The organism is Vibrio sp. 10N.247.310.17 (genome assembly GCF_041466605.1).
Lineage (GTDB): Bacteria > Pseudomonadota > Gammaproteobacteria > Enterobacterales > Vibrionaceae > Vibrio > Vibrio tasmaniensis_A.
The window spans coordinates 1-24,595 of the sequence record NZ_JBFSTC010000028.1 but is presented as its reverse complement, the minus strand read 5'-3'; the positions used below and the strand labels follow the sequence as shown (position 1 = coordinate 24,595).

The window sequence follows — 24,595 nt, the reverse complement described above, 5'->3', positions numbered from 1 at the left end:
ACATCGATGTTTCACGTGGAACATCAACCAATATGTTGATTAACCAGAATAGGCACTGTGCCAGTCTCGCCATACTGGGTCGAAACCACGCTGACGAATCATCGACTCGACATCAGCAGCACTTCTCTCATCACTGATCTCAAACTGCTCAAGCTCTTCTTCACCCGAAGCATAACCACCAGGTTGGGTTTTAGAAGCCGCAGACATACTCGTGATCCCCAATGGCAACACATTATCGCGAAAGGTTGCCGATTCGCGAGTAGAAAGGGATAGCTCGACCTCAGGATTCAAGAGACGATATGCGCAGATAAGCTGAACCAACTGTTTATCGTTCATGATCGACTTAGGCTGCAAGCCTCCACTAGAATCTCCACCCTCGCACGGGCGAAGGCGTGGGAACGAAATTGAGTAGCGAGTCTGCCAATAAGTACGCTCTAGGTAATCTAAGTGAACAGCAACAAAGAAGCAGTCGGTTCGCCAATCTTCCAAACCAATCAAGGCACCAATACCTATCTTATCGATCCCCGCCTTTGCCAAGCGATCAGGGGTTTCAAGACGATATTCAAAATCCATTTTATTACCACGTAGATGATGCTCAGCGTAGGTCCTTGGTTGATAGGTCTCTTGATAAACCATCACCGCATCTAAACCGAGCGTTTTAAGTTCTGCGTAATCTTGTTGGTCAAGCGGCTGCACTTCCATCGCAAGGTAGTTGAATTGCTTTTTGATATTCGGCAACACCTGTCGAAAGTAATTCATCCCGACCTTAGTTTCATGCTCACCGGTGACCAACAATACACTATCGAATTTCATCTTTTTGATGGCCGCACTTTCGGCATCAATTTCATCCAAAGTAAGTGTTCGACGCTTAATGCGGTTCTCCATTGAAAAACCACAATACGTACATGCGTTAGCGCACAGGTTAGATAGGTACAAAGGAATATAAAGCGACATCGTATTGCCAAATCGCTTACGAGTTTGCGCCAACGATTGCTGTGCCATCTGCTCTAAGTAAGGTTCTGCCGCCGGAGAGATCAAAGCCTTAAAGTCTTCTAAGTCGCGTTTGGGTTTACTCAGAGCACGTTCAACATCCGCTGCCGTTTTACTGAAGATAGACATACCAATGTCATCCCAGTTGAGCTGTTTAAATTGATCAACAAACGTCATAGCAATACTACTCGTCTAGGAATGAAGTTAACGGGCTCGAAGCAACCGCGTGAGATACTTTTCCTGCAAGTCCAGCAAGGTAAGCCATTCGACCCGCCTCAACCGCCAGCTTAAAAGCAATCGCCATCTCAACAGGCTGTTGAGATGCAGCTATAGCCGTATTCACTAACACAGCGTCTGCGCCCATTTCCATTGCACGAGCAGCATGCGATGGCGCGCCTATGCCTGCATCCACAATCACAGGGACATTCGCTTGGTCGATAATGATCTCTAAGAAGTCTGCCGAAGCGATACCTTTGTTTGAACCAATAGGCGCACCTAACGGCATAACCGCAGCGCAACCCACCTCTTCCAAGCGCTTACACAAAACTGGATCGGCATGGCAGTAAGGCAACACAACAAAACCATCTTTAACCAGTTGCTCAGCGGCTTTAAGCGTCTCAATTGGGTCTGGCATCAAGTACTTTGGATCTGGGTGAATTTCCAGTTTAAGCCAGTTTGTGCCTAGCGCTTCACGAGCCAAATGCGCAGCAAAGACGGCATCTTTTGCACTCTTCGCCCCAGAGGTATTCGGTAGCAAGTTCACGCCAGCATCAATGATTGGTTGTAAAATGTCGTCTTGCTCAGAGCGAATATCAACTCTCTTAAGCGCCATAGTTGCCAATTGCGAACCTGAAGCCTCGATAGCACTCGCCATCAATTGCTTATTGGCGAACTTACCCGTTCCAGTGAAGAGTCGAGATTGAAACGTCTTATCAGCGATAGTTAACATGGTTAGCCTCCTGCAATGGCTTGGAAAAGAGATATAGCGTCGCCTTCATTAACGACTGTTTGTTGCCACTGGCTACGCGGGACAACCGCATTATTGATTGCAAACACACAACCTAGATCAGGTAATGCTAGAACTTGGATAATGTCCGCTAGAGACGACGAGTGTGCTACTTGTTCTGATTGTTCGTTTATCGAGATCGTTATATGGCTCATTGGATTTCTTCTTCTAAATGCTTAACTACAGACGCACTGCACACAGGACATTCATTATCTTGAGTGACCATAAGGTTTTGCCAATTCATCGTCTGGCCATCGAACAGTTTGAGTTGGTGTGTTGCGACCTGAAACTCACCACGAGTTAGACGTTGAATAGCAGCCAAAGCTTGAAGGTTACCTATGGTGCCAACAACTGGGCCTATGATGCCGCTATCGCTACAACGAGTCGTTTGTGGATGATGTCTGAACGGGAACAAGCAGTGATAGCACCCTTTCTGATTCTGATAATCAAATACAATAAACTGGCCTTTCCAGCCAATTGCAGAACCAGAAATCAAAGGGGTCTTCGCGCTGAAACATGCTTGGTTAACCTGCTGGCGTGACTCGAAGTTGTCAGTACAATCCAACACTAAGTCAGCTAGCATCACTTCAAGCTCAAGCTGACTTTCACTCATTCTTTGATTGATGGTTCTTACTTGGCTGCGACCATTGAGCTCACTCAATTGTTGCTTCAACGCTTCAACCTTAGGCGAACCTAACTGATTTTCCCTGAACGCGACCTGTCGTTGCAGGTTCGATGAATCGACACAATCATCATCGACCAGCACGATCTTTCCAACACCAGAAGCAGCCAGGTAAAGAGCCGCAGCATTACCTAAGCCACCACAACCGATGATCAACACATGACTATTTAGTAGGTTGCGTTGCCCTTGCTCACCCACTTCAGGTAACGCAATTTGTCGTTGATAACGAATGAATTCAAAGTCACTCAGCATAGCTAGGCTCCTGCATAACCTCTTCCTTAAGAGTTGGAGATTTAGGTGCCATCAGTTTTTCGAAAAATTCGATCACTTTATGTGGGTCTTCCGCCAATGTAATCGCACGTACCACCGCCAAGCTCGATACCCCACACTCCCACACCTGCTCAGCTGTCGATTGATCAATACCGCCAATAGCAACCGTCGGATAACCGATGAGTTGTTCTGTGTATGGGATAGTATCAATCAGCTGTTGATACAGAGATAAACGAATTAAACCCTGAGGTTTCGATGGCATCTGTTTAGTTGTTGTTGGGAAGATGTGTCCCAGCGCAATATAGCTAGGGTTGATTTGAACAATGCGTAGCAACTCGTAATAGCCATGAGTCGAGAGACCGATCTTAATACCTGCTTGGCTCAACTGTGAGAGGTTTGATTCTTCAATATCCTCTTGCCCCAAATGAACACCAAACGCGTCATACTTGAGTGCAAGCTGCCAATAATCATTGATAAAAACCTGAGCGTTATGCTCTCGACCAAGCTCGATTGATCGCGCAACTTGTTGTTCTAAGTCTACTTGCTGAGGGTTTTTAATACGTAGTTGAACAGTGTTGATTCCGAGCTTGAGCAACCTTTCGATCCACTCAACATCATCAACCACAGGATATAGCCCTAGGCTACTCTTGCTCAATTCAGGGAACGAAAGTGATGTTCCTTGGTGCGCCCAACCAACACTAATATCCAGTCGCTCATTTTCCAAAACTGGAATTGGAAAGTTTTGGTAATGTGCTGGCCATGTTCCACGTGAAACATTAGACGATGCGCGAGCTAAAACTAATGAGTCCTCTAATGGGAATTCCAGAGCCAACAAAGTAAGTAACCAAGCAAAGTGGCCGCGATTATCTAACTCCTGATGAGCTGTAGTTTCACTCTTGATAGCACGATTAGCATCCCGGTGTGACCAGATATCCAGTACAGTTGAATCATCTGAGACACCGACATAGATGGTATTCGGAGTTTGTATAAAGGCATCACAAACGTCAGTTAGCGCGACTGAACTACTGTAATCAACAACGTGGTTCAGTTTCGCTAGCTGACACTCCGCCAATGAATCAACATCATGAGCAAAGCCAATAGATAACGCCTGCTGAGTGTCAACGATAGAGAAGTATTGAGTTGGGCTTACACCCAACTCAACTGCATCGGTTGCCAAGCCTTGTCGCTTAGCAACCAATAGACAGTTCTGCACCTCTCCCGTTAACTCAATATTTTGAGATGGGATGAGTATCTTCACTGTCATTATTCCTCTAATTGAGCTTCTTTTGCACCTACTGCAGGGTGGTAAAGTTCAGAGCCAGTATCACGGAACTCTTGTGATTTCTGACGCATCCCTTCCAGCGGATTATCTAGCATCTTAATCTCGATAGCCTGATCCGCGGCCACTTGTTCGGTGTCTTTCGCATACTCTCGGACTTCCTGAGAGATCTTCATCGAGCAGAATTTAGGTCCACACATTGAGCAGAAGTGAGCAACCTTACCGGATTCTTGTGGCAGAGTTTCATCATGGAAAGAACGTGCTGTTTCAGGGTCTAAAGCTAGATTAAATTGGTCTTCCCAACGGAATTCAAAACGTGCTTTAGATAATGCATTATCTCGGATTTGTGCGCCTGGGTGCCCTTTCGCAAGGTCAGCAGCGTGTGCAGCTAGCTTGTAAGTAATCAGGCCGGTCTTCACATCTTCTTTGTTTGGTAAGCCGAGATGCTCTTTAGGGGTTACATAACAGAGCATCGCACAGCCGTACCAACCAATCATGGCCGCGCCAATACCAGAGGTAATATGGTCGTAACCAGGAGCAATATCTGTCGTCAGTGGACCTAACGTATAGAAAGGCGCTTCATGGCAGTGTTCTAACTGCTCATCCATATTCTCTTTGATTAGGTGCATTGGCACATGACCTGGGCCTTCAATGATCACCTGAACGTCGTATTCCCAAGCGACTTTAGTCAACTCACCTAGAGTACGTAACTCCGAGAATTGAGCCTCATCATTGGCATCTGCAATAGAGCCTGGACGCAAGCCATCACCTAATGACAGGGCCACATCATACTTCGCACAGATCTCACAGATCTCGCGGAAGTGTGTATATAGGAAGCTCTCTTGGTGATGTGCAAGACACCATTTCGCGATAATAGAACCACCACGAGAAACAATGCCGGTCACTCGTTTGGCCGTCATCGGAACGTAGCGAAGCAACAAACCTGCGTGGATAGTGAAGTAATCAACACCCTGCTCTGCTTGTTCAATCAAAGTATCGCGCATCACTTCCCAGTTAAGGTCTTCCGCAACGCCATTCACTTTTTCAAGAGCTTGATACATAGGAACCGTACCGATTGGTACAGGGCTGTTACGTAAGATCCATTCGCGAGTCTCGTGAATATTACGGCCGGTAGAAAGGTCCATTACGGTATCGCCACCCCAGCGAGTTGACCATACTAACTTCTCAACTTCTTCTTCAATCGAAGAGCTTACTGAAGAGTTACCGATATTAGCGTTCACCTTCACTAAGAAGTTACGACCAATAATCATCGGTTCTGATTCTGGGTGGTTGATGTTTGAAGGGATAATAGCTCGACCTTCAGCAACCTCTTTACGCACGAACTCAGGAGTAATTTCTTTCGGCAGGTTTGCGCCAAAGTTATGGCCAGGATGTTGGTGGTTAAGCTGCTCATCAGCAAACTTCTGACGTCCCATGTTCTCACGTATAGCAATGTACTCCATCTCAGGAGTGATAATCCCCTGACGAGCATAGTGCAGCTGAGTAACACATTGATCGCCAGTCGCGCGACGAATTCTAGGTAGGTTGCCGTAACGAAGGTCGTCTAGAGTTTCATCTTCTAAACGTTCTTTAGTGTAAACAGAGCTTACATCGTCTAACAGTTCCGTATCACCACGCTCATCAATCCATTGCTCACGCAACTTAGGAAGGCCACTATACAGGTCTATTTGATGTGTCGGGTCAGTATAAACACCTGAGGTATCGTAAACTTGAATGGGTACATTAGGTTCGAATACAGGCTCTTTTTTGCTACCACCGACAAGGCTATCAGCGAGTGATATTTCTCGTACAGGGACTTGAATATCTTCTCGAGATCCTTGGATATAAGCTTTTTTTGAATTTGGATAAGGTTGTACGGATAAAGAATCGATGAAATTCTTCGCTTCCAGTCTTGCTTGTTTACGACTCGACATAGCATTTTTCCTTGGCTTTTAGCCATTATTTATAGGGATAAAAATGCTTGACGGATTAGATGCTACAAGAGGGATCACGGTAAGAAATACAGTTGTGATCTGGAGATAGATCTCTAGAGGGATTCTAGTTAGATATCTACTCTTGTTCCCTTCGCAGGTATTAGCCTGATCAGGTTCAACGGATCCCGAGTTAACGGTCTCAGCCATATGGCACTCCGACAAGTTCGATCGAGTATATAAAAACGGCTTGGATAAACCAAGCCGAGTTGTTAACAAATCGTAAGAAAGTTTTAAGACTTTATCAAAAGTTGGAAGCCGATCCATGCTGCTGAGATGCTGAGAACCACGTTGAGTAACACATTGAGTCCCATCTTAAAGAAAGCACCCTGCTGCATAAGAAGCACGTTATCCATCGAAAATGTAGAAAATGTAGTCAGTGCTCCAAGGAAACCAAGACCGATAATTTGTCTCCATGGTTCTGTCGCAACCATCTCATTCTCAAACGCTGCGATGAGTAAGCCCATAATTAAAGAGCCAATCACGTTAACAGTTAGCGTACCATAAGGAAAACCACGCCCTAGCATCACCACACATAACTCTGAAATCAAATAGCGCGAACAAGCACCAAATGCGCCACCAATGGCAATAAAACCTAAAATAGATAACTGACCCATGAATCCTCCCAAACAATAATCCCTATATTCTAGCTTTAACGCCGATAAAAGCGAGGGTAGAAACTAAGAATGCATGCGCAAATATTAAACGTTACAGGTGTCACTTAACTTCGATATATCCCATTAAACCCGTTTTCATGTGTTCTATAACATGACAGTGATACATCCAACGTCCTGGGTTGTCGGCAACAAATGCAGCTTTAGCTCGACCATTCTTTCCAAGTAACACAGTATCGGTATGGAAAGGTTCTTCAATTTTTTTACCATCAAGTTCCAATACAGTGAATGTATGACCATGAATATGAATCGGGTGATGATATTGAGTGACGTTCTTAAGATCGAATATGTAAGTCTTACCTAGCTCTAAAGTCGCCAACGGCTCAGGGATATTGTCTTTGCTCATCCCCTCCCACGCTCGTTTATTAGTAAGCCAAAATTTAGGCATCGATTTACCATCTTCAGATACAGGTGAAACCGCACCCTCCCACTCGAACACGAAATCGATCTCTTCAGCATTAGCAAGATCTAGGTTAGGTACTGGATTCAATGGTAATAATGGTAACACTCGCTCTTGAGAAAATGCTGAATCTACGACTTCAAGTTCACACAAAGAAAGAGGGAAACGCCCCTTCATTTGGAGAACGTTAACTCGCTCACCAGCTTTAGGAGCGATCAGTCCGATATCAACACGCATCCCTGGACCAATTTTATGTTGAGTCAGTTTGTAAGGCGTTTTCACAGGGTTACCATCGATGGCAATCACCCAAGCCTCAGCCCCTTCGATAGCAATAGGATAAGTGATCGTATTATCGACATTAGCAATACGCAGTCTAGTCGCGGCATACTGCTTCAACTGATATACGGGTTCATGAACTCCATTAACACTACTCCACTCACCAGGAGTGCCCATACGAGCACTGAGTCGAGGAATCATTAAGTCTTTCCATTGACCCTGCTTGTCGATATGCCAATGTTTAAGCATCAATGCGTGTTCTTCGTCAAACAGCACGGGAGTGCTTTCTTCTACGATAATTAGGCCAACTAAACCCATACCAAGTTGTTTAACGCTATTCATATGTGGGTGATACCAAAATGTGCCAGCATCTGGCGGCGTAAACTCATAAATGAATGTTTCACCTGGCATAATCGGTGGCTGACTTAAGAAGGGAACACCGTCCATTTCGATAGGGATTCTTAAGCCATGCCAATGGATAGTCGTCGGCTCTGATAGCTTATTCGTAAAACGAATTGTGACCTTTTCACCCTGTCGACATCGAATCGTCGGAGCTGGGATCTGCCCATCAAAGGCTAAGACATTGGTATCAAATCCCGCGACTAACTCAGCTGTTGAAGGTTCAGCAGTTAAGTCATAAACATACTTACCTTGCTCATCAACTGACCGGTTAATTGAGCAAGCGGGTAGAACAGTGAGTGCTGATATAGCGAGAGATGATTGAATAAACTTACGACGGGAGATATCCATATTTGTTGCCTTTTAGTAATAACGACCAAAATGTAACAAAATATTGAGAATAATTCTCATAAAGAAGTGGGGATTGTGCTGTTGATTGTTTATAAAAGAGGCAGGGATAAGTAAGCACTTACCCTTCTATGGTCAAATATCATCCAAGGCAAGAAGTGACAGCTTAAATATCCCACATATAGAAAACCAAAAGACCTTCCTGTTCGACTAGATCTTCGAACTACTACGGAAGCGTGAAGGTTCGAATATCAACATATCCAAACTAGAAGAATTAAGTGAAACCATTAATAAGTAGAAGCTACAACATTTCTGCTGGGACGCGTAGTCTGGAGCCTTAAATTTGGCAGCATGGACTGAGCCGGCATTCAAAATACTCGGTCGGACTGGTGTAAAAAGTAACAGGTATAAAAAATCCCCAGCATTTCTGCTGAGGCTTCAAATATGGCAGGAGTAGAGGTTTAGACTCCCAACACGCGCTGTTTTGGTAAGTCGGGGAATCCGCTGCTCTGCTAATGGTGTATTATAAGATTCATAAAACAAAAAGGCTCTAGCATTTCTGCTAGAGCCTTAAATATGGCAGGGGTGGAGAGATTCGAACTCCCAACACGCGGATTTGGAACACGTAATTTCGCTGCATTAAAGACATAATCAAACGACTGACCTGACTATGTTGGCATGTGTCATATGGGAACTTCGCAAGCTAATAGATAAAATTTAACGTCACCACAAATTCATTAATCTTTACTTACACAAGATGCAAAGTTAACCCGATAAATACAAAAATTAGGTATTTTCAGCTAGCCACTTCCATTCATCATCAGTTAACCATCCTGAGTACTCATCGACCTTTGAAACAATAAGCTTATCTGTAGTATCAAGATGTGCACTTAGCTTGTCTCGAATATCGACGGCATTGGAATTTGTTGAAATTAGCCACGTTGAGTCCATGAGATGGTACCACTTTGCAAAGTTCTTTAGTGTGGCGTGTAGCTTTTCATATTTCTGACCGGGTGAATTTAAATCGTAACTGACGCTATATACAGACACCTTTATTCTCTTCCGAGCTTGATGAAGTTATGGAAGCCAAATAATGACCAAAATCCAAGTTGCATATAGTGATAGGTATCGCATAACTGATTGAATTGATCCTATCTAAGACACATTACCGATGAAAGTGTCAGCAATACCTGAGATACAAGGGTGAAGAAACAAACCCATATTAACTATTATTTAGGCTTTTCACTCTTCACTGGGGCTTTCTCCTCTTTCACCCCGAAAAGCCCTTTAACAATAAAACCAACCAGTCCAACAACACTGATAGTAGTTGTTCCAAGTAAAGCAATTATTACTTCTTTTTCTACCTGCCCTTGCTTAGTGCCAAAGTACATCCAAACCATCAGAGCAACAAAACTACACCAATAAGCCATAAAATTGAAAGTCTTCTCAGCAATCCATTTTTTTATTTGATTGTCTGTCTCAACGGATTCTCTTCTAGCCTTTAAGTGGTTAGCCTCTTCACGCTTACACGCTGTTTCAGCCTGTCGCATTGCCTCATCACCAATAACTACATTCTCAAAGGCCTTCTGCTCTTCCTCTGCCAAAACAGTTTCTGGTTGATGTTGCTCCTTTTCAGCCTTATCAGCTTTTTTCTTAGATTTAGTTTCAGCAGCTGCTGCACTTGAAATAAGAGCATCTAATGATGAGGAAAGAACCGATGAAGTAAAGTTCACGCTAGGATCTATGGGATTAGGCTCGCTCTTGGTATCATCACCAAATAACGTTGAAAAGAATTTACTCTTAGCCAAAATGAAAAATCCCTTCTTAACCATAACGATAAGAAGGGATTATACCTGTATTCTATTCTCTTTTACAAACCGGCTGCTTGACCGCATCTAAGAAACTCCGTGTAATACTGGCAAATAAGAGAGTCAGGGATAACTGCACCGTGATAATGTCGCCCATTAGCACCATGCCAAACTTGATCCCACGGTGTACCTTGCCTATGCGTTAAATCAGACAATTCCACACCATCCTTATTACCATACGCATCATAGATAGCTTTAATTAAAGCCTGATCGTTTGGAGATATAGGTAAATCATTACTAGTGAAAAACAACGGGATAACTTTTCCATTGCCGTAGCTTTTTAGCTCTTGATACAAGCTAGGGATAACGGGACCAAACTTCCAAGCGTTCACATCATCAGAAATCAGTGGCTGCTGCCCTTGGGTGGTAGCTAGCTTGTAACCGTGGGCAATGTAAGTCAATTTTTGTAATTGCATATGTGTAAGCATTTTTCCGCCATCTGCATTAGCAAATAACGTAAATAACTTTGCAACTGTAATTGGACTGTATGACATACGACCCCCTTAGCCTTAGTGGCTGAAATGTAAGCATCCTTACAGTTTCATATTCGCCCGAATTGACGCCTGTGTCAATTTTTCGAGGCGCCTAATTATAATGTGAACTTGACAAAAATCAACCAACTATGGTTAAGACATTAGAAACTATTCAAAGTTTAAGTTTATATTGATTAACTTAAGTTTCTACGCATCATTTACAACACGCTTACTATTGAAGTTCCCCCCTTACATGTCACGTGCTTACAGTGGTTTTCTGTATTCAGAGGAGTAAATTATCTCCTAAACACCAACCGCTCCACTACATTGCTATCACTAGTTCTAAAGTATAAAGTCAGAACCCTTACAGAACATGGCTTTGAAAGTATTGCAATATAGTAAACAACAGTTTTTCAGTATGATTAGGATTGTATTTGTCAAGCATCACGAACTAACTGAAAAACACTTCACTGATTACTTCCCACACCAACCTACTAACAATCTTACCCATTAACCTTTTCAATAACTTCTTATACATCTTCAACTCCAAAACACAAACTAAATCTCCGAGCTCTATTTTCAGTGTTTGTTCCCAAAATGGCAGACGTCATTTTCTACAGGATAGTGGTCAATACGCGCACTATGATTCACAATAGATACATAATTACGAACAAAAAGACGTAAAAATGGCTAGAAAGACAATTCAAATCACACCAGAGCAAGTCAAAGCATTAAGACAAAAAGTAGGGATAACTCAGAAGCAAGCAGCAGCAAGTGTTCATCTATCATTGCGACAATGGCAGAAATTCGAAGAGTCAGAATCATCATCAACCTATATTAGAATTCCAGATGCCACTTTAGAGTTATTCTGTCTAAAAACAGGCTTGTCGTTTCCACCAGCCTTTGGGAATACCTATCGACTAGGAAAAACCATCAGTTTTGCAGGTGGGCCTGGTGGGATTGGGCGTTCAACATTAACTAGAGATATGGCACTACTACTTACGCAAGAAGGCTATGAAGTATTAATAGTTACCGACCGAACAGGACAACTTGTACTTGCAGAGAAGCGGTTCATCGCTACCAATACAGCCTTCCCAAAGATCTTAGCTATTGAAGATATTGATTGGGACAACAGACCTTACGCAGATGTGTCTATAGGCCAAATAAAGAAGAATTACGATTTTATCTTCTTCGACCTAGAGAAAAATCAAGAGCACTTAAACATATGCAAGTACGAGATAGATCTGATCATAACTCCAACTAACCCAACACATCATGTTAATACATCGCTTCGAAACATCATTCGTTTCTTAAACAAGTTAGAAGGGAATCAAAAAACGTTGGTTGCTTGTTTACTCGTTGGCATATCTCAAGACTTCAACTTTGACTTCTATTACTACAGCCTTGACCAATGGTTATCGAAAGCCGATTTGGATTTATCGTTCAAAGGATTAAGAAAGGATCGCGAACATCAAGAGGAATGCTTAAAAGACATTAACGATCTGACCAAATTTGGTGTCTATGTTTTTGAAGCTTATTCAAGCGATATCTACAAACATTACGAAACTCTGCATGCAGAGGAAAGTGGTTCTTGGTCAACTGGTTACCACTTTATCGATAAACCAAATACTCTTTCAGCGCATCAAATGAGGGCGATAAAAAACGAACTACTTAAGATTTTCAATATCAGATCATAAATGTAATATCTAATATTATTAATCAAAAACATAAGCTTATAGCTAAATTTCAGACTAAGTCTTTAGCAATGTATATTGCTGTCGTTATTACAACGGTATCACTAGTCTAATCAAAACGGCTAAAGCATCGAAATATCACCAGAGAATGACAGCAATCGTTCCACTCACTGCTACCACTAGTTCTGAAATAGAAAGCCAGACCCCTTTCGGAATCTGGCTTTGTAAGTGTTCTGTGATACTACGCTACTAGTTTTTCAGTATGTTCTCGGTTGTAGTCTTCCAGCATCAATACTGCTTCCTCAACCTCGTCAGGATGGAAAATCAATGTCATATCGACCATTAGGTACTTACGCACTAACCATGATAGGAGTGGCAGCATACGTGGCGTTACAGGTAGTTTAGATTCCAGTAGCTTACGTCCCTTCGAATTCGCTAAATCTTGTTTAGTGATACCTTCAATACCGTCAGCTTCAAACATAGCGACCATCTTATCGTAATGACCTCGTGGAGCGCGTTTTGGAGCCTCTGGCAGACCCCATTTACCCTGAGTGATAGCTCGTAACATCTGTACATTGAAAATGCCCTCTGAGCCATCTTCTAGGTATTTAACACCAGTTCCCTTGAGATAACTACGAACCTTATAGAAGTCCATCCAATTGTCCCAATCTTCCATCGTTTTTAGGCAGTTGTTTACACGCCACTCGTCGAAGTAAGTACGAGCATCTAAACCTTCATCAACGGTATTCCATGGAACCGTATCGAACGATAAATGCTCTACCATTTCACCGCTTTTAGGGTGGCGAACTTCCACCATACGAGGATTTACAGGACGACGCTTGAAGTCATATTCGAGGTTAAGTGTCTGTTCAGTATTGATAGAAATAAGGTCGAGCTCTTTTAGCCATTGGTCACGTGCTGATGCTAAGTGTTTACGTGCAACCTTCTGACCGGGATAACGATCTAAGAACAACTCGACCATCCACTCATTTTCATCTACGCCTTTCGGTGCTTTTATCCCTGCTTTAGCACATACCGGTTTTGTATCACCCAATTCAGCAGTCAATTGTCCACGAGTCTTCATAGAGATAATCTGTTTAGCATGGTGCTTTAGTTGCATCATGTCTTCGCCACTGACTTCGGTACAGATTTTCTGGAATCGTTGTGCTAGTGGACCATCTAGGCATTGCTCTAATTGCTCTTCTGTAGCATTGCAAAGCCAGCCGTCTGTTGTGGCTGAGATTATTTTAATGTCATCTCCGTAACGCTCACAAAGCTTGCCTATAACCTCAAGCATCGTAGCGCGAACATAAGACGTACAATAGGCTCCGTAATGTGCATTGGTTACAGGTGAATATGGGATGTTCTTACTCAATCCTGTAGCAAGATCGAACCCTTTAGAATTGTTACAACCTTGTAAAGTTTTTCCATAAAGTGAGTTACCTACCAACTTCCATAGCCCGCTGTACAGCTCATTCCCTTCTTTCTTGTACTTGGAACGTTGCTTACGAATGATAGTAGTGAAGTCCTTATACATAGATGTAGAACCTTCAACCCAAGGGATTACCATTCCATGCAAAATCTCAATTTCACACCCAATATCATGTGCAAGTTGAAGCTCTGGCGACGTTACATAAGTTTCCCCTTCCATCGGATAATAGATGCCACGAAGATCGGTTCGACAAGGCATGACAGGAAATCGGATACCGTCTGGGTGTTTAAAGCGAACATACGCAAAGCCCATGGTATCACCTAGATAGTCTTCAATATTCTTAGATTCGAAGGTATTAGGGTAATCGGCTTTTTTGGAATTTACTAAGCTGGTCGTGTACGCACCACTCAAATCATAATCAAAATAGTCACCTTTTTCAGATACCCCAAAGTAAGCTCCGAAATTACAACCACCAAACAAGGCTGAAACTGCAAGGTTATCGGTGTACTCTCGACTAACCGTTTTCGATATATCGTATGTGTTGCGAATAGCATTACTTTTTGCATGATAATACTGCTTTTTACGAGTCTCATATCCTAAAAAGTCATGCATTGCGGCTGTACTACCACACGTATGTCGGAACAACGACACACCAAGATTGCCTAATGTCGAAGGCAAGCTATTCAGCTCCAGACCAATATCTTCACGAAGGTCAACCAATGCGAACTTCTGCATCCGTAAACCATATTCCAAGGCAATATCCGCATCGCGAACCGCATACCGATTAAACAGACTAGTATCCTTACAATACAGGTCATCCATTCGCTCTATCATGTTGTCTGGTAGCGTCATTTTGGGGAAACCGCACTGCAATCCTAGCTCCTCAAGTGATGCCTTGCTACTCAACAAAGTTGTATCGATGAAGCGAAGCTTAGTTTCAAAAGCGTTGTTCGATGAAGAGTAGAACTTGGTGTTTTCTATTTTGTATTTACTGCGCCCGATGGAGTCCAGAGCGATACCGTAAGCACCGCGACCAGAGGTTACTGTACCTTGAACGACTGTTAGCGAGTTTTTATGGTTCTTGTTATTTTTACCGATGTTCCAAAACTCCTCGAAAGAAGCAATATCGGCACGAAGAAAATGAGCATAGATAAAAGTCTGCTCAGGCCATTCTTCGATGAAACCACGTGCTTTAGCTTTTATCAGTAATTCTTGGATGAATTTGTCAAAGCCGATCTTGTAACCTTTCTTGGTAAGCTGATTACGCTTATCCATTTCATCTTCTTTCGACAGACCTTGATCACGACATTGCTTAATCAGTTTCGCCATGTCGGTATGTTTCACGCCGCTAAACGACTTATCACCAATGCGAACACTGTAGGAGTAGCAAAGAATATCGTTCTTACCCGTCTCATGGTTAAAGACCCACTCAGAGTCTATCGATATATGGATAGCTTTACCCTTACCACGCATTGCCGCCCATGGAGCAGATTTAATCCCCTCTAAGTATCGATTAATACGTTTATCTATTTCCTTTTTAGCTTCCTCACGTCCTCGCAGCTCAGCTTCGAACTTGCTAACTTGATCATCCAAAAGCAATGATTTGGTATCGAAGAATGTGGACTGCAGGAAGTCTTCTAATTCGTGCTCAGTTTCGCGCATCAATTGATATGTTGTTTTTGGGGCTGTTTCTAACGTTTTCATCTTTATTTATCCATTCGTTAAAATAAAAAAGACGAAGTACATCCATGACCGGACACACTTCGTCGGTTACCGGATATAGAAAGATTGGTAATAAAGAGGCGCTCGGAGATGAGACTAGTTTAGAAAAGGCTGGTATAGAATGGTGCGCACGAAGGCAGTGGTTTGCTAGACCGTATTACAGCGATATTATTCTTACTAAAACTTCGCTGTGCGAGCCCATGACTTAACAAACTTGATTAGTTGCAAATAGCCAATGCTATCGACACCTTTCTTTTCAACGTTGTTATTCATACAGGTACGCACATACTTCATTAAATAAGCAGATTGCTGCATTGTTCCATGTTCATCTTCGCAACTCTCGATACAGTGAGCGAGTAGTCCTCCCATTGTTCTGCGGTTACCCTGCGGACAATCTTGACCACATTTTTTGATCATTTCGATTAAGTCTTTCAGTTTTAGAGTGTTCATATCATTTACCTTCGTACGATTAGTGAGTGAATAGGATTTTAGTTAGATCAGGTTGTACAAACTTACCAGCTTCATAAGAAACCAGCGCACCATGTAACGCGTCAGCGACCTTCTCACGGGCTTCTAATTGGGAGATAGGCAGGAAGCTCAATATCGCATCACCCTCACCACGAATCAGAATGCCTTTATGATCTCGACCATTACAGGTCTCGACCGCCTCGATAGTAGAACAACGAACGTGATTACCTTTGCCTAGGTTGATAAAGCTATCTGAGTTGATCACCTCATCAGTACAAGCATCAGCATCGGCAACAGTTCTACCCTCTTTATCTGAAAGCTTTGCGTAGGAAACTTGTCGTCCTTTACCTTCGAGAAAAATAATTAAGTCTTCTAATCGAATAATTGAGGCAATTAGTTTCATAGCTAGTGTGTTGCCATCTAGTGTCTGGATGAAACCTTTTTTCTGTGTCTTACGAGCCATTTTGTAGTCCTCTCGGGTGTTTAAAGAACGTTTAGCATACCCTTCAAAAATATATAATCAACACCACAACAAGATATAACCATTTGATTTAAAACAACCAAAAACATCAACGATGACTAAAAAAACCAAGAAAGTGAATAAGCAAATTTTAATCACGACGGTTTGCGCCCTCTTCTTGGCGTAAAACTTCTTCGAACAAAAAACATACGAAGTCTTTCTGAATGAATAATCAAGATGCCACTTGTTAAAATAATTTTTTCTTTCTTGTTTGATCGAACAAATGTTGACCAACAAATCTCTTCTTATAGACTGGATATGTCTGAACAAAGTAAAGCTGTACTACTTAGAAGCAACAAAACCCAACCCTACTACACTAAATTTCAAACATTGTTTTTAGTGCAATGGGACAGTGCTGAATTTAGAACAGAATGAGCACAACAATGAAAAAGTGAATCATCGTGACTAGTTAAAGAAACGAACATCAGCAACACTTCTACATTGCTAACACTGGTTGTGAAATTTATCTCTAATGTCAGCTAAACTCGACCTATCGAAGCCGTCGTCAATACGAACTCTGAATCATCAACGTAAGAAAAAAGAAGCAGAGATACCCCCACTTCTTCAATCATTAAAGAACGTCTAGCTCATCCAAAACACCACCGATTAAAGCTCCACCGACAAAACCCAAAGCCCCACCGAGGACAACGCCTTGAGGACCAAACCTAGCTCCGAGTGACGTCCCGTAATGTGCTCCCTTCAATCCAGTTGAAACGCTAGGCTTAAACCATCGTTGTTGAGGCATGATTCGATCATACGCTTTCATCATGATTCTCCTTTCCTATAGATATGAAAAAAGGCCATGCTCAATGAAGAACATGACCCCTTAGATTTTTACCAATACAGCTTTAGTGAGAGTGACCAAACACCTGACAGCTACCATCATCATATGCAAGCTCACCACATGCAGGACAGGTTGTAACTAATGTTGTTATTGATTTAATCGCCATGTAAAGGCTCCTTCTTGTTGGCTTTATTGGGTGTTGCGGAGCTCATTGATATCTCAACCTAGAGAGTTCCAATTTCGAAACTGAGATATCGAGAGCCAAGCTCCGCAACAAAACTTATTGTGCTTTACCTTTCGGGGTATCAGGGCCGCATTTCGCCGTATCAGTGACATGACCGTTCATGGTTCCGCAGACATCCGCTTTCCATTGCACGATGACACCGTAAGATGATGTGTTCTGAATACCTGCTTTACCATTCCATTGTGGCTCTAGCAGTTCTTTCATTTTAGATATATCGCCCGGATTACCGCCGAACGTCCCACCTGCAAATACTGAAGATGCGAATAGTGAAGTTAGACATAGCAGGATGATTGATGTTTTCATTTTTGTTTTCCTTAAATACGTAATGACGCCGCTTATAAGAGACGGCGTTAACGTGATTGATGATTAGTTTAAAGAGGGTGAACGACAGGGTGTGTCGCTCAGGTGTAGAAATATTGAAATGATTGATGAATGCCTTGTAAGGCATACCTTGAGATAACTAATGAAAGCTATAGCAATATCAGTAACCTTATGAAAATTCGCTAGAAATAATCAGGTTCTTTCCGACCACGACACCACCTGACGAGCGACCTATCTACAATGCGTAGAATGAAAGAGCATGACAAACTAGCGAAACGACTTGGCATCATCCTTACCCGTTTGAATACGGGTGAGAAATTGCATCTAGAAGATTTAAGTCGTGAATTTGGAGTTGCAAGAAGGACGTTAAATCGTGACTTCAATGAACGGTTAAACTACTTACCGATACAACGTGACGGTGCTTGTTACTCGTTAGACCCTAAGTTCTTGGGCAGACAGACCAATAACGAGCTATCTCTCCTGCTGTAAAACATGGGGTTCGATACTTTGTTTTCGGGTAAGCACTATCTAAGTAATGGTGTATTGAACAACAAAACCACACCGCCCTTTCTCTTCAAGAACCCACAAGTAGAGGACATTAGTGAATGTGCTTCGGTGTTCGAGAAACTTATCGAATCGATACAGCGACGAAACGTGATTAGCTTTAGCCATGAAGGGAAAACCTACGAGGAGTTCCACAGCTACAGATTAGTGAATGACTCCGGCTACTGGTACGTAGCTGGTACACAGAGAAACCGCCTAGAGTCTCTCAGAGTGGCTAAGATTCGTGAGTTAGAGCGTTACGAGGATAAATACTCTCCTGACTCTAGCGTTGAGCAGAAGCTGACAGGTTGTGGATATGAAGATGAACGACTCAATCCCGTTGAAGTGGTTATACAGATGAGCGTTAAGGGGGTAGAAGCATTCTTAAATGAAGGTAATGCCGATAAGTTCAGAGTGTTGAAAGAACTAGATTCGGGGGATGTGTTCATTAGTCACCAAACCAAGAACATTCCAGAGTTAATACGCCAACTTAAAACGTGGCTACCTCATGCAGAGGTGCTCTCACCTGATTGGATACGTTACTTGTTGAAGCAAGAGCTCCAAGCGTATCTGGACTCAACCAAGTAGAAGACACTGAGCGAATTGAAGTACGTCGTTGGGTTTGTTGATGGTTCGTTGAGATGAAATGCAACCACCAAGACATAATGTTGTTTCTGTTCTCTGTTGTAGTCGCTCCATGCCATAAAGAAACCACTATGCAACGCTTTTTTAAGCTTTCGATGTTAGATATAGGAACTGGGGTGTTTTACCAAACTTCGAACCGATACCAGCTAAGGGAAGACTCAAAACGATGCTGTTTTTCGCCAAACGTAACTAAACAGAATAATAACCTGCCACCGGGCTGGGTACTATTAATAACATATTTATCAGTAATTTTATAGCTGAGGCTCCGATAAGATCTCACCAAATCATTATCCGCTAGATAACACTTTTCAAATTAGCACCACCAAATTCCCTCCCATTGCCACCGACGCAATGGGAGTTTCCATCAGTACATAAACGTTCCAACACGGTACAACGGATGTACAATCCTTGTGTTAGGTTTATCAATTAAGAGCTAATACCACATCACACATTCATCTGCATGAATTGATGAACAGGACAAAACCACAGAGCATTTTTCCTTTACTCGCTCCGGTCAAGTTCCTGTTCATCACACCACTAATAAGCGCTATGCCTCTTCCGCCATTACCTTAATTTCATCGAAGCAGTCCATCGATAAATACGACAGAAAATTACTCTCCCACATCGAATAGAACTCAGCGACACTGGATTCGATAATTGGAACTTCACCCATGTATCGGATGTAAGCCACACTATGACCAAAATCAAAGTCGATTTCTTTCTCAAGTTCAGGCATCAATCCACAGTAACTAAAGTCAGTGATGTAATCGAAAACCCATTGGTCATTAAGCCTAGTGATACGAACCTCGACAGGGTGGTATCCTCCATTTTCAGGACAGTAAGCACGCTCTCGAAAGTTGACGGTTACAGCTTGAGTTGAGGACGACACCTTTCCCGACTCGTTACAAATACGGTTTAAAGCATTTGGAAGGTCTATGCTAATCGGTAGCAAAAATCGCTCAACATCAAATTGAAGAGTTAAGTTCATAATAAATTCTCGTTGTAATAATTAAGTAAACCGCCTCAGGACGAGGCTAGGTATGAAAGATTAGTCAGGGTTAGAGGCTAGTGCTCGAAGCTCAGTCTTCACCACTTCATAGCGTCCAGACACCTGATGTAAGAACACATTATCGGGTACAGGATCGAGGATCGAGGATCGAGATAGTTCGCAGGATAGCCGCTAAGAATCCACACGAATTACTACTTCCACCTGTTATTATTGGCTTCAACGCTGTCGACTTGAGGGTTTTACCTACTTGATCATCGAGCAGTGTAAAGATAGCTTCAAGACGCACCCAGCTGTTCGAGAACAACCCTGACGACGAGTTTTTAGAAACACGTATATAGAATTCCTGATCAACTTCTTTATAGGCAATCTGGTACTCTAGAAAGCTCTCAGATTTAGGACTGAGCTTTGGACTCTGACCTTCTTTAACAATGGTGAACAAATCAACATCGTTATCCTTTTCAACCTTTTGGCTCATACAAATTTCTCCTTATTCAGCCAGTTCAATTAACGTTTTAATCGCTTGGGTAGCGTTACTCGTGGAACCCATAACAAAACTGCCACTCCCATCGTCAGCATGGACACAGCATGCAAAGACATAGGATTCAGTCTCATCTGGTAGCAAAATGACAAACTCAGGGTTTTCTATCGCATATGACAGAATGACCTCGGTATCTTCATTAACGTCAGCTAAGTCTTGGTCGGTATCACCTCGCTCAATCAAGATCAGGCAGGTGGAAACTTCCTCCCAAAATTTCTCAGCCTCATCACGATCACCAGACCAAGGAAGCAATAGCTGATACATCAATTGCTCTTTAATCGGTAAGGGCAACTCCAACTGTTCAGCATCAATAAGGCTTTTCACGACTTTCATTGAATCTCTCCATCTAAATTCCAGATACAAAAAAGCCCCTGAATAGAACTAACTATTCAGGGGCTATCTATTTCATTTAATATTAATTTTCAGATGGCTTAGGTTCGGGTAGAGCTAGATTTTTACTAGCTCTCTCAACCATATCAGACAAAGCATTAGCTCCACGTTCTAGTGCTGTTCGATCAAAATGCCTGTAATGTAAGGTACTTGAAATATCGCTGTGGTTAAGGAAACGCTGTACGGATGTGGCATCTAGTCCACTATGGTTCAGAAGGTTGGAGCAAGCTGAATGTCTTGCAGTGTGAAATACAACGCCTCCAGGATTAATACCAGCACGATCCAATATCAACTTCAAAGCTTTACGAGGGGGTGAGATATGCGTCCCTTCTCGACTACTGGGGAATATATATGGATTGCCGGGCTGCTTTAAGTCCCGAAGTTCAGAAAGTAGTTCTAGCATCAAATCCGAAAGATAAATCTGATGTGACTTTTTGTTCTTCGTCGTCTTAATAAACAGCGTACGATCTTCAAACGACACATCAGTCCAAGTCCTCTCAAGTAACTCAGAAATTCGACAACCACTCAACCAAAGCATGGCGATTAGATTACCCTTCACCTTACAGTAATAAGTCCGTGCAACCTTTATCAGTAAAGCCGTCTCTTCAATATTTAAGAATCGCTCCCTTGCTCCCGTTTCAGGTAACAAACTAACTTTCGTAGCGTGATTAGGCAGATCAAAAACCTTAGCTGATAGAGAACAAAATCCCTTAACGAGCGCAATTACCCTGTTGTTGGTCGCTACGGAGTAAGGTTTACCTTTGTAAGTCTCAGTGGCGAGGTGGGATTGAAGCTTCATAATTGCGTGTGTAGAAAGCCTATCCATCTGATATTTGTAGATAGGTTTACACCGCAAGAAGCGTGTTTCATCGTCTCTCCATGACTTTTTACGCGTCTTTGCCCACGGCAAATAGGTCTCGTGGAAGAAGGTGAAAACATCAGGCATCACAACAGCAGAGCGAGAATCTCGTTCAATCTTTGGATCAATACCATCAGCGATTTGTACTTTGAGCTTACGCGCTTTAGCTCTTGCTTCTTCTACCGATAAATCTGGCCACCTGGCAATGGTGATGCTTGATTTCTTCCGGCTCACTGGTGATACATAACGTAGGTGGAAGCGTCGATTTCCAGTACGTCCAACGAGCACCTTTAAACCAATTACACCAGTATCCGAATACTCAATATCACTACTTTTCGACTCAGCTGAATTACCCTTCAATGCCTTTATAGTAGCGGTTGTAAAATAAAACTGTTTTTTCATGGTCAACTCACATAATTATCATAACCATATGAATTAATATAAGTTTTCTCAATTTAACTTTACGGTTAAAAACGACCTAAGCTGAAGAACTTTCAATATGATGAATAACCACTTTTTCAAATACGTCCACTTATTACATGAAAAATACACTAAAAAACCTGAATACAACCTTTTCAGGGTTTTACGTTCAGAGTCTGATGAAGTCAGGTTACATTCAAGATTTCTAGCCGATATGCTTAACCCTAATGGAAGCCACAGTCATCACAACACCTTCCTTAAACTATTTCTACAACACTTTAAAGACATATTAAATATCGAACAGGGACAAAGTATTACCGTCGATATTGAATACAAAAATATAGACATCTTGATACGCAGTAGAGACACCGCAATTGTAATTGAAAACAAGATCTACGCTTCCGACCAAAAGAAGCAGTTATCAAACTACTATCAAAAAATGAAAGATGAGGGATATAAGAATATCAAGCTCATCTACTTAACTCGAACAGGCTATGAACCTAGCGAGCAAAGCACAGCAGATCTTCCTAAGAAAGTTAAAGAAGATATCATTCTCGCTAGTTATGAGAATCATATCTACGAATGGATTGCCCGTTGTACAGAAGTTTCAGCCAGAGACGCACCTTTACGTGAAGCGTGTATTCAATATCTAGACATCATAAGTAAGATCACCAACAAAATTGAGAGTAAAGATCACATGGATGAATTGAAAACATTGCTGCGTACTGACAATAACTTAGCTAGAGTCCCTGACCTTCTCAGTGCGTATCAGGAAGTACTAACAGATATTCAAGTCGATATATGGAACAAAATTGCAGATGGTGTGAAACGTGAGTTTGGTGAATTACATCAAGATACTGTCACAATGCAGGAGAACCCAAGAGGCTTAATCAATAGGTATGTCGAAAACAGAAAGAACTCTAAGTACCTTGCTGTCAGTGCGAAACTAAAAGATTACCAAGATACATATATTTACGTAGAACAAAATCATCGTATTTACTTCGGCTTATATTGTGAAAACGGTTCTGATTCTCATGAGTACATAGATATCATGAAGAAAACTGGAAAGTTCACAAACTCATACCAATGGGGTTCAATGCCAATCGGTATCTTCGCGGAGCCTCAAATCAACTTTAAGAACCTGACATCTGAAGATCTCAGCTATCTATTATTAGATTCTAACAGGCAAAACTATGCTGACTTTATCATTAATATACTGAAAGAAATTACAGAGACTTTAAGCCAACACCCATAGTTCAGAGCAAGCAACTGTGACGGTTAATATCGAAGGACTTAGGGATAAATCTCAGATACTGTCTTTAGCAATAGTATATTGCGGTCATTCTCGATTGGCTTAGCGTTGTGATCTCACTTCTAATCATCACCACAACATCAATAAACAAACATCGGCAACACTCCTACATTGCTATAACAAGGACTGAGATTTATCGTTGGATATCAGTACAGTCAAAGGTTACAGCATATACTAATGACGAAAATCATAACTCCATGGTCGTTTACGTACTATCTACAGGTTGGCTTTTACTGAAACAGCCTTTAACCTGATACAACTTAAACAACTAGAAAAAACATACCATGCTGATTTTCAACTGTACTAAAGCTGCTAGTGATTTCTTCACCGTAACTCGAAAAGGAGAAAAGATATCACCAATCGATCCTACTCCCTGTAAATTGATATCAGATGATATCTACCATCTAAAAGATAACGACGGCAATACGCCCAAAGAAATCAGCGAATGGTTAGTACATGTGATCAGAGTCCAGCGTAAACCTATTATCTTTGCTATAGAGAAGGATACTCGCTATGTAATGACCTTCGTAGACCTGAAGAAAGGTGAGCACCAACGATTTATCACTGACTTTATTGAACGTATAGCCAACTTAGTACAGTATTTTGGCGAAGATCTAATGATCATGAATGATGATACTTTTGACCCGATGTTGAAGAAATTCTTAAGGTTGAATAACGAGTACCGCTTCTTTACTCGTTCGGACAGAAGTTTACAGTCACATCTCAACGAAATAACTTGGTTCTTTAAGGATACAGCTGAGAACTCCGGATGCTTGCCTGATACTGAACAAGTTATGTGCTTTGATGCGGATATGAATAGCATGCCTAAGCAATATAAAGGGCTTAAGGACATGATCTATCCTGCGAACCAGATGTTGTTTCATTGGTTACGAAACTACTGTGAATACGATGAAAAGCAAGTTAGAAGTATCTCTGAGCGTATACGACAACTTAAGCAATCTATGTCGGGAGATCTCACCACCCCCTATCTGGCAGGGTAGTTGTCACTGTTAAAATTTAACCAGTTTGGGCGATAAA

General features: G+C 42.1%; 25 protein-coding genes and 1 riboswitch. Of the genes, 5 read left to right on the top strand and 20 right to left on the bottom strand.

The genetic code is table 11. From position 1 onward, the window contains the following. Nucleotides 1-39 precede the first annotated feature (39 nt). The 11 genes from thiH to AB6D80_RS10245 all read right to left on the bottom strand — a co-directional run bounded on the left by thiH (nt 40) and on the right by AB6D80_RS10245 (nt 10,677). Nucleotides 40-1,167 (bottom strand): 2-iminoacetate synthase ThiH, encoded by a 1,128-nt coding sequence (gene thiH, locus AB6D80_RS10295; RefSeq protein ID WP_371695929.1) that lies wholly within the window; start codon nt 1,165-1,167, stop codon nt 40-42. A gap of 7 nt (nt 1,168-1,174) precedes the next feature. Next, nucleotides 1,175-1,939 carry a thiazole synthase gene (locus AB6D80_RS10290; RefSeq protein ID WP_102249483.1) on the bottom strand — a complete coding sequence of 255 codons (765 nt, stop codon included), beginning with the start codon at nt 1,937-1,939 and terminating at the stop codon, nt 1,175-1,177. A gap of 2 nt (nt 1,940-1,941) precedes the next feature. After that, complete coding sequence (thiS, locus tag AB6D80_RS10285) at nt 1,942-2,151, bottom strand: sulfur carrier protein ThiS (protein WP_010440653.1); 210 nt, start codon at nt 2,149-2,151, stop codon at nt 1,942-1,944. After that, nucleotides 2,148-2,930: a ThiF family adenylyltransferase gene (locus AB6D80_RS10280; RefSeq protein ID WP_371695930.1), complete on the bottom strand. Its 783-nt coding sequence runs from the start codon at nt 2,928-2,930 to the stop codon at nt 2,148-2,150. Before AB6D80_RS10280 ends, thiS begins: the two co-directional genes overlap by 4 nt. Continuing rightward, nucleotides 2,920-4,212: a thiamine phosphate synthase gene (locus AB6D80_RS10275; protein WP_371695931.1), complete on the bottom strand. Its 1,293-nt coding sequence runs from the start codon at nt 4,210-4,212 to the stop codon at nt 2,920-2,922. Before AB6D80_RS10275 ends, AB6D80_RS10280 begins: the two co-directional genes overlap by 11 nt. Next, nucleotides 4,212-6,161 (bottom strand): phosphomethylpyrimidine synthase ThiC, encoded by a 1,950-nt coding sequence (thiC, locus tag AB6D80_RS10270; protein ID WP_017103336.1) that lies wholly within the window; start codon nt 6,159-6,161, stop codon nt 4,212-4,214. The genes AB6D80_RS10275 and thiC overlap by 1 nt, the downstream gene beginning before the upstream one ends. 129 nt (nt 6,162-6,290) lie before the next feature. Continuing rightward, a riboswitch (TPP riboswitch) is annotated at nt 6,291-6,389 on the bottom strand. A 62-nt stretch (nt 6,390-6,451) separates the two neighbouring features. After that, nucleotides 6,452-6,835 (bottom strand): fluoride efflux transporter CrcB, encoded by a 384-nt coding sequence (gene crcB / locus AB6D80_RS10265; RefSeq protein ID WP_004736665.1) that lies wholly within the window; start codon nt 6,833-6,835, stop codon nt 6,452-6,454. 100 nt (nt 6,836-6,935) lie between these two features. Continuing rightward, a complete protein-coding gene (locus tag AB6D80_RS10260; RefSeq protein WP_371695932.1) occupies nt 6,936-8,318 on the bottom strand; it encodes a multicopper oxidase family protein in 1,383 nt (460 codons plus the stop codon). 783 nt (nt 8,319-9,101) lie between these two features. Beyond that, nucleotides 9,102-9,266 carry a hypothetical protein gene (locus AB6D80_RS10255; protein WP_371707672.1) on the bottom strand — a complete coding sequence of 55 codons (165 nt, stop codon included), beginning with the start codon at nt 9,264-9,266 and terminating at the stop codon, nt 9,102-9,104. A 278-nt stretch (nt 9,267-9,544) separates the two neighbouring features. Further along, a complete protein-coding gene (locus AB6D80_RS10250; RefSeq protein ID WP_327785171.1) occupies nt 9,545-10,123 on the bottom strand; it encodes a hypothetical protein in 579 nt (192 codons plus the stop codon). Nucleotides 10,124-10,185: 62 nt separating this feature from the next. Then, nucleotides 10,186-10,677: a type II toxin-antitoxin system antitoxin SocA domain-containing protein gene (locus AB6D80_RS10245; protein ID WP_327785172.1), complete on the bottom strand. Its 492-nt coding sequence runs from the start codon at nt 10,675-10,677 to the stop codon at nt 10,186-10,188. A 665-nt stretch (nt 10,678-11,342) separates the two neighbouring features. Between AB6D80_RS10245 and AB6D80_RS10240 the strand changes: the two genes are divergently transcribed. Further along, nucleotides 11,343-12,353: a hypothetical protein gene (locus AB6D80_RS10240; protein ID WP_371995785.1), complete on the top strand. Its 1,011-nt coding sequence runs from the start codon at nt 11,343-11,345 to the stop codon at nt 12,351-12,353. Nucleotides 12,354-12,591: 238 nt separating this feature from the next. Here the strand turns inward: AB6D80_RS10240 and AB6D80_RS10235 are convergent, their stop codons facing one another. From AB6D80_RS10235 to AB6D80_RS10215, 5 genes are all read right to left on the bottom strand, one after another. Continuing rightward, the gene (locus AB6D80_RS10235) at nt 12,592-15,486 is read right to left on the bottom strand and encodes a DNA polymerase (RefSeq protein WP_372031830.1); all 2,895 of its coding nucleotides are present in this window, start codon (nt 15,484-15,486) and stop codon (nt 12,592-12,594) included. 195 nt (nt 15,487-15,681) lie between these two features. Beyond that, nucleotides 15,682-15,954, bottom strand: a complete 273-nt coding sequence (locus tag AB6D80_RS10230; protein WP_017099699.1) for a hypothetical protein — start codon at nt 15,952-15,954, stop codon at nt 15,682-15,684. Between the two features lie 19 nt (nt 15,955-15,973). Beyond that, nucleotides 15,974-16,435, bottom strand: a complete 462-nt coding sequence (locus AB6D80_RS10225) for a hypothetical protein (protein WP_371708594.1) — start codon at nt 16,433-16,435, stop codon at nt 15,974-15,976. Nucleotides 16,436-17,063: 628 nt separating this feature from the next. Continuing rightward, nucleotides 17,064-17,258 carry a hypothetical protein gene (locus tag AB6D80_RS10220; RefSeq protein ID WP_371708603.1) on the bottom strand — a complete coding sequence of 65 codons (195 nt, stop codon included), beginning with the start codon at nt 17,256-17,258 and terminating at the stop codon, nt 17,064-17,066. A gap of 298 nt (nt 17,259-17,556) precedes the next feature. Then, nucleotides 17,557-17,823: a hypothetical protein gene (locus AB6D80_RS10215; protein ID WP_371708595.1), complete on the bottom strand. Its 267-nt coding sequence runs from the start codon at nt 17,821-17,823 to the stop codon at nt 17,557-17,559. A 258-nt stretch (nt 17,824-18,081) separates the two neighbouring features. Between AB6D80_RS10215 and AB6D80_RS10210 the strand changes: the two genes are divergently transcribed. Both AB6D80_RS10210 and AB6D80_RS10205 read left to right on the top strand, forming a co-directional pair. Next, nucleotides 18,082-18,330, top strand: coding sequence for a DeoR family transcriptional regulator (locus AB6D80_RS10210; RefSeq protein WP_371708596.1), 249 nt, complete (start codon nt 18,082-18,084; stop codon nt 18,328-18,330). Nucleotides 18,331-18,333: 3 nt separating this feature from the next. Beyond that, nucleotides 18,334-18,972, top strand: a complete 639-nt coding sequence (locus AB6D80_RS10205) for a WYL domain-containing protein (RefSeq protein ID WP_371708597.1) — start codon at nt 18,334-18,336, stop codon at nt 18,970-18,972. A 604-nt stretch (nt 18,973-19,576) separates the two neighbouring features. Here AB6D80_RS10205 and AB6D80_RS10200 read toward each other — a convergent pair. The 4 genes from AB6D80_RS10200 to AB6D80_RS10185 form a co-directional block, all read right to left on the bottom strand. Next, nucleotides 19,577-20,017 carry a DUF2787 family protein gene (locus tag AB6D80_RS10200; protein WP_371708598.1) on the bottom strand — a complete coding sequence of 147 codons (441 nt, stop codon included), beginning with the start codon at nt 20,015-20,017 and terminating at the stop codon, nt 19,577-19,579. A gap of 139 nt (nt 20,018-20,156) precedes the next feature. Continuing rightward, on the bottom strand, nt 20,157-20,513 hold the full coding sequence (locus AB6D80_RS10195; protein ID WP_372031827.1) for a hypothetical protein: 357 nt from the start codon (nt 20,511-20,513) through the stop codon (nt 20,157-20,159). 12 nt (nt 20,514-20,525) lie between these two features. Continuing rightward, nucleotides 20,526-20,909, bottom strand: a complete 384-nt coding sequence (locus AB6D80_RS10190; protein WP_371708600.1) for a hypothetical protein — start codon at nt 20,907-20,909, stop codon at nt 20,526-20,528. Between the two features lie 82 nt (nt 20,910-20,991). Further along, nucleotides 20,992-22,227, bottom strand: a complete 1,236-nt coding sequence (locus AB6D80_RS10185) for a tyrosine-type recombinase/integrase (protein ID WP_371708601.1) — start codon at nt 22,225-22,227, stop codon at nt 20,992-20,994. 97 nt (nt 22,228-22,324) lie between these two features. Here AB6D80_RS10185 and AB6D80_RS10180 point away from each other — a divergent pair, with 97 nt between their 5' ends. Beyond that, on the top strand, nt 22,325-23,500 hold the full coding sequence (locus AB6D80_RS10180; protein WP_102463399.1) for a PD-(D/E)XK nuclease family protein: 1,176 nt from the start codon (nt 22,325-22,327) through the stop codon (nt 23,498-23,500). 341 nt (nt 23,501-23,841) lie between these two features. Next, nucleotides 23,842-24,558 carry a DUF6933 domain-containing protein gene (locus tag AB6D80_RS10175; protein ID WP_372188431.1) on the top strand — a complete coding sequence of 239 codons (717 nt, stop codon included), beginning with the start codon at nt 23,842-23,844 and terminating at the stop codon, nt 24,556-24,558. Nucleotides 24,559-24,595: the final 37 nt, after the last annotated feature.